This is a genomic window from Candidatus Ruminimicrobium bovinum (genome assembly GCF_902760015.1).
GTDB lineage: Bacteria > Elusimicrobiota > Endomicrobiia > Endomicrobiales > Endomicrobiaceae > Ruminimicrobium > Ruminimicrobium bovinum.
This window is the reverse complement of sequence record NZ_CACWEU010000235.1, coordinates 1-4,608: the sequence shown is the minus strand read 5'-3', so window position 1 is coordinate 4,608 and position 4,608 is coordinate 1. Positions and strand designations below refer to the sequence as shown.

Annotated in this window: 5 protein-coding genes; all 5 read left to right on the top strand. The window is 24.9% G+C overall.

From position 1 onward, the window contains the following. Positions 1-106: 106 nt before the first annotated feature. Entirely contained in the window at positions 107-982 is an 876-nt protein-coding gene (locus ACMUOV_RS07930; protein WP_413854598.1) for an SPL family radical SAM protein, read from the top strand. Positions 983-1,624: 642 nt separating this feature from the next. Continuing rightward, complete coding sequence (locus ACMUOV_RS07925; RefSeq protein ID WP_413854597.1) at positions 1,625-1,834, top strand: hypothetical protein; 210 nt, start codon at positions 1,625-1,627, stop codon at positions 1,832-1,834. A gap of 578 nt (positions 1,835-2,412) precedes the next feature. Then, a complete protein-coding gene (locus ACMUOV_RS07920) occupies positions 2,413-3,225 on the top strand; it encodes an SDR family NAD(P)-dependent oxidoreductase (protein ID WP_413854596.1) in 813 nt (270 codons plus the stop codon). 137 nt (positions 3,226-3,362) lie between these two features. Beyond that, positions 3,363-4,046, top strand: coding sequence for a hypothetical protein (locus tag ACMUOV_RS07915; protein WP_413854595.1), 684 nt, complete (start codon positions 3,363-3,365; stop codon positions 4,044-4,046). 283 nt (positions 4,047-4,329) lie between these two features. Then, the coding region (locus tag ACMUOV_RS07910; protein ID WP_413854594.1) for a ParA family protein at positions 4,330-4,608 on the top strand (279 nt) is incomplete at its 3' end.

Here is a 4,608-nt window from a genome sequence, read left to right as displayed (position 1 = left end):
AGAATATTAAATCTTTTATTAGAATTTATAATTTTAAAAGGTGTGCCAAATAAAGAATTTATATTTTTCTTTGTTTCACATGAAACAATATAATTTAGGAATTATTATGCATTATGTTAAAGTAAAAACTATCCTTTCTGCAAAAAATGGAATGAAGCTTTATAGAGGTTGTTCTCATGGTTGTATATATTGCGATTCAAGAAGTAATTGTTATAATATGCAACATAAATTTGAAGATATAGAAATAAAAGAAAATGCAATAGAGTTATTAGAAAATGCTCTTAAAAGTAAAAGGAAAAAATGTATGATAGGTATGGGCTCAATGACAGATCCTTATATACCATTGGAAAGCGATATACAAAATACAAGAAAATCTTTAGAATTGATATATAAATATGATTGTGGAGCTACACTTATTACCAAATCTGTAAATGTTTTAAGAGATTTAGATATTTTAAAAGCAATAAATAGTAAAATAAAATGTGTTATTCAAATGACATTAACAACTGCAGATGAAAAACTTTGTAAAATAATAGAACCTAATGTAAGCAGTACTAAAGAAAGGTTTGAAACTTTAAAAATACTTAATCAAAACAGTATTCCCACTATTGTTTGGCTTACACCTATATTGCCATTTATAAACGATACTGAAGAAAATCTAATAGGTATATTGAATTATTGTATTAAAGCAAAAGTTTATGGAATAATATGTTTTAGTATGGGAGTAACTTTAAGAGAAGGAAACAGAGAGTATTTTTACAATAGATTAGATAAGTTTTTCCCCTCAATTAAAGAAAAATATATAAAAGAATATGGAAATAATTATATATTAAACAGCCCCAATAACAAATATTTAATGAATTTATTCTATAAAATCTGTGAACAAAATCATATAATTTGTGATAATAGCAAAATTTTTGAATACCTTAATGCTTTCGAAAGTAAAGAAATAAAAGAAGAACAGCAATTAGAATTGTTTTAAAGTAAATATATTAAGATGTTTCATGTGAAACAATTGTTAAAAAAAAGAATATGTATGAGTGAAAAACAAAATAATAAACAAATTAATAATTTTACAATAAAGAGGCTATTGATAATATAAAAGATAAAAAGAAATACGATATATATAATTCTTTATGGAAAGATAATAAGTTTTTTCATCGTTGTTTTTATAGAATGTTTCTGAAAAACACTGAATTTAAATTTAAAATATATAAAAGAGAAATAGAAAACAACAGTAAAATTTACAGATGTTTTGTTTGAGTTTCAAAATGCCGTAATCACAAAGTAGTGTTGATGTTGGACTTTTGGAAGAAATTGAGAAAGAAAATAAAAAAGTGATTTTTTTAGAATCAAAGTTCTTTAAATATTTTAGAGATATAACAGAAAAAACAAATTGATATACCAAAGGGATATTTTACTAATGATATGGGTAAGCAAATATATAGAAATAAAATGTCCTATTTGATAATTCGGAAATGTTATTAGATGAAAACAAACATTGTATGATTTCCCAAAAAAGAATGTTGTTATCTTGAATGAATAAAACAAATGATTTCTTATTATATAGGAATAAATAAGCTATTAAACTCTAAAGAATAAGTAAATTCTAAAAAATGTTCAAGTGGAAGATGTTAATTATAAAAAATTACAAAAAGTATATGATTGTTTATCTGATAATACTAAAAATGATTATAAAAACAAATTAAAAGAATTGTTAGGTAAAGAGAGTCTTGAAATATATTTAGGGGAAATATTAGTTGATAAAATCATTGGGGATTTTGAATTGGAAAGTGGCGGAGATAGTTGCTTTGAAGATATATTAAAAATATAAAATTTTAGCTCAAATATTAAATAAAAGTATAAAAATGATAAGGATAGTGAAGAAAAGTATAAAGATTTGTATTATGTTTTGAATGGTAGAATAGTGGTATTAGAAGCTCTCACATATTCTTTATTTAAAGATAAAAAGAGTAAGAAGTATATATCGGATGTTATAAAACAATATTATAAACTTGAATAGTTGTTTTGTTTCATATGAAACAGTAAATCACAATGTGTAATTGATTATTAAATAACAATGAATAGTTATAATTTATAAATATATTGTCTTTTATGTGTACCTATAAGAATATTCTTAAAGTTTTATGATAGATTCTGTTGCTAAATGGTATTAAATAATATATAATTGTTTCACATGAAACAAAGAATGTGGATTTTATTTGAATGATTTGTAATAAGGAAAATAACTAAAGATGAAGATTTAGCAGATTGTAGATAGTATGATAATAGTAATTTGTAGTTAAAAGTTTTAAGGTTGAATAGCCTTTTTTTTGTATGAATTATAGAAAAATTTATATCTTTATGCTATTATTTATGATAATAAAAACAATTATTTAGGAGATAATACAAATGGTTGATTACGGATTAAAGAATAGAGTGGTTATAATTACCGGTGCAAATAATCCGCAAGGAATTGGAGCAACAACAGCACTTGCTTTTGCTCGTGAAGAAGCAAAAATAGTTTTAGTATATAAAAGAATATTTAGACAATTTGATAAAAATAAGACAGATAACAATGGTGCAGACAGATATTTTAAGGCTAATGCAGAAAATGCAGATATTGTAGAGAGTAAACTAAAAGAAATGAAAGCTGATTATCTTGTTTTAGAAAGTGATATTTCTAATGAAGAAGATGTATCAAAAATCTATTCTAAAGTTATGGAACAATACGGAAAGATTGATGTTTTGGTTAATAATGCAGCAGACTGTGATATGGACGGGTTTGATACAATAGAAAAGATTACCCAAAAAGTGGTGGATGATACTTTTGCGGTTAATGTTCGGGGAAGTATTTTGATGATAAAAGAGTTTATTAAGTATCGCAATAATTATGGTAGGATTATAAATATTTCTACTGATTCGGCACAAATTTTTGCAGGTCAAATCACTTATGGAGCAAGTAAATCGGCATTGGAAGCACTTACTCGTAGCATTGCTCTTGAAGTGGGGAAATACGGATTTACGGTAAACTGTGTAGCTCCCGGACCTACTCAAACCGGGTGGATTGATGAAGAACTTGAAAAAACAGTTGTTCCGTTAATTCCTATAGGGAAACTAATTCTTCCGCAAGATATTGCCGAAACAATTTTGTTTTTGGCAAGTGAACAGGCAAAAATGATTACCGGACAAGTGATAAAAGTTTCCGGTGGTCATGCTATATGATTTTTTAAGTTAGCAAATAGAAAGACTGAAATATAAAATTTTATTATTATAATTATATATATCTTAAAAAGTTGAAAATAATATAGATAATAATATATAATTGTTTCATGTGAAACAAATTAAGAATTGGAGCTGTTGTGGATTTTTTACTTGTATTTATTGTAGGATGTCTTATAAGTGTTTTTGGGTTTGCTTTTATATATGCTGTATCTCCAAAACAGTTAAAAATACAAATTGTTAACAATCAACCAATAGTAACAATATATACAAGTTGTTTTTTCTTGCCGTTTACAACAAAAATAAGAAAGTATAAAGATTTGCAAGAAGCATATATTAAAAATAGGATAGAAAATGGTAAAAAATCTTATTATACTGTTTATAATTTAGTGTTAAGATTTTTAAAAGAAACAATAGTATTATTTAAAGGAAATGAAGATAAAAAAGAATTGTTGAAATATTGTAAAAAAATTAATCAGACTATAACTTCTTTTAAAGATTGTTTTATTAGTGAACCTACAATTATAAGTAAAAAAACAGCAGTATCAATTGTATTGCTTTTATCTCCTCTATTAATATTTATTCCTCCAAAGCATAGTAGAAATAGTTATATAACTGATATTAGCAACAATTTTTATATATATTTAGTAGCAACCGGTATACTTATAACATTTATGGTTTTAAGTATAATAATAAATCTTTTTATAAATGCAAAAAATAAAAATGATATTTCAGAGTATAAAAACTATAAAGACTATAACATAAAAGAAAATACGGATATAGATGCTGAAGCTAAAAGAATAAATGATTTTATAATAAAATAAATATATGATTTGTTTCATGTGAAACAACATTACAATTGAAGAAAAATAAAGAAGTAGAGAGAAGATAAAAGAAATGGTAGAAGATTTAAAAGTTGGAAGATTAATAATGCTGGATGTTAATAGAAGTATAAATGTATAGAATGGAATTAATATTTGAATTTTTTAAGCAATAAGAAATAAAAATTTTAACGGTAATTATTATATATTATCTATACATTCTTACTAATCATTTATCGTTGTTGTTAATTATAAATAATATAGTGTAGTTAATAGGAGAATTACTATGAGCAAAGTAATTACTATCGCAAATCAGAAAGGTGGGGTAGGAAAAACTACAACCGCCATAAATCTTGCAGCAAGTTTGGCACATTTAGGACAGGAATGTTTATTGATAGATATGGATCCTCAAGGAAACACTACCAGTGGTTTAGGAATAGATTTATCCGGTATTAATAAAACTATTTATAATGTTCTTATTGATGATGTTGCATTGGGAGATATATTAAGAAGTACAGAGATGGATTGGTTAGATGTGGCTCCTGCAAATATGGATTTAAGCGGT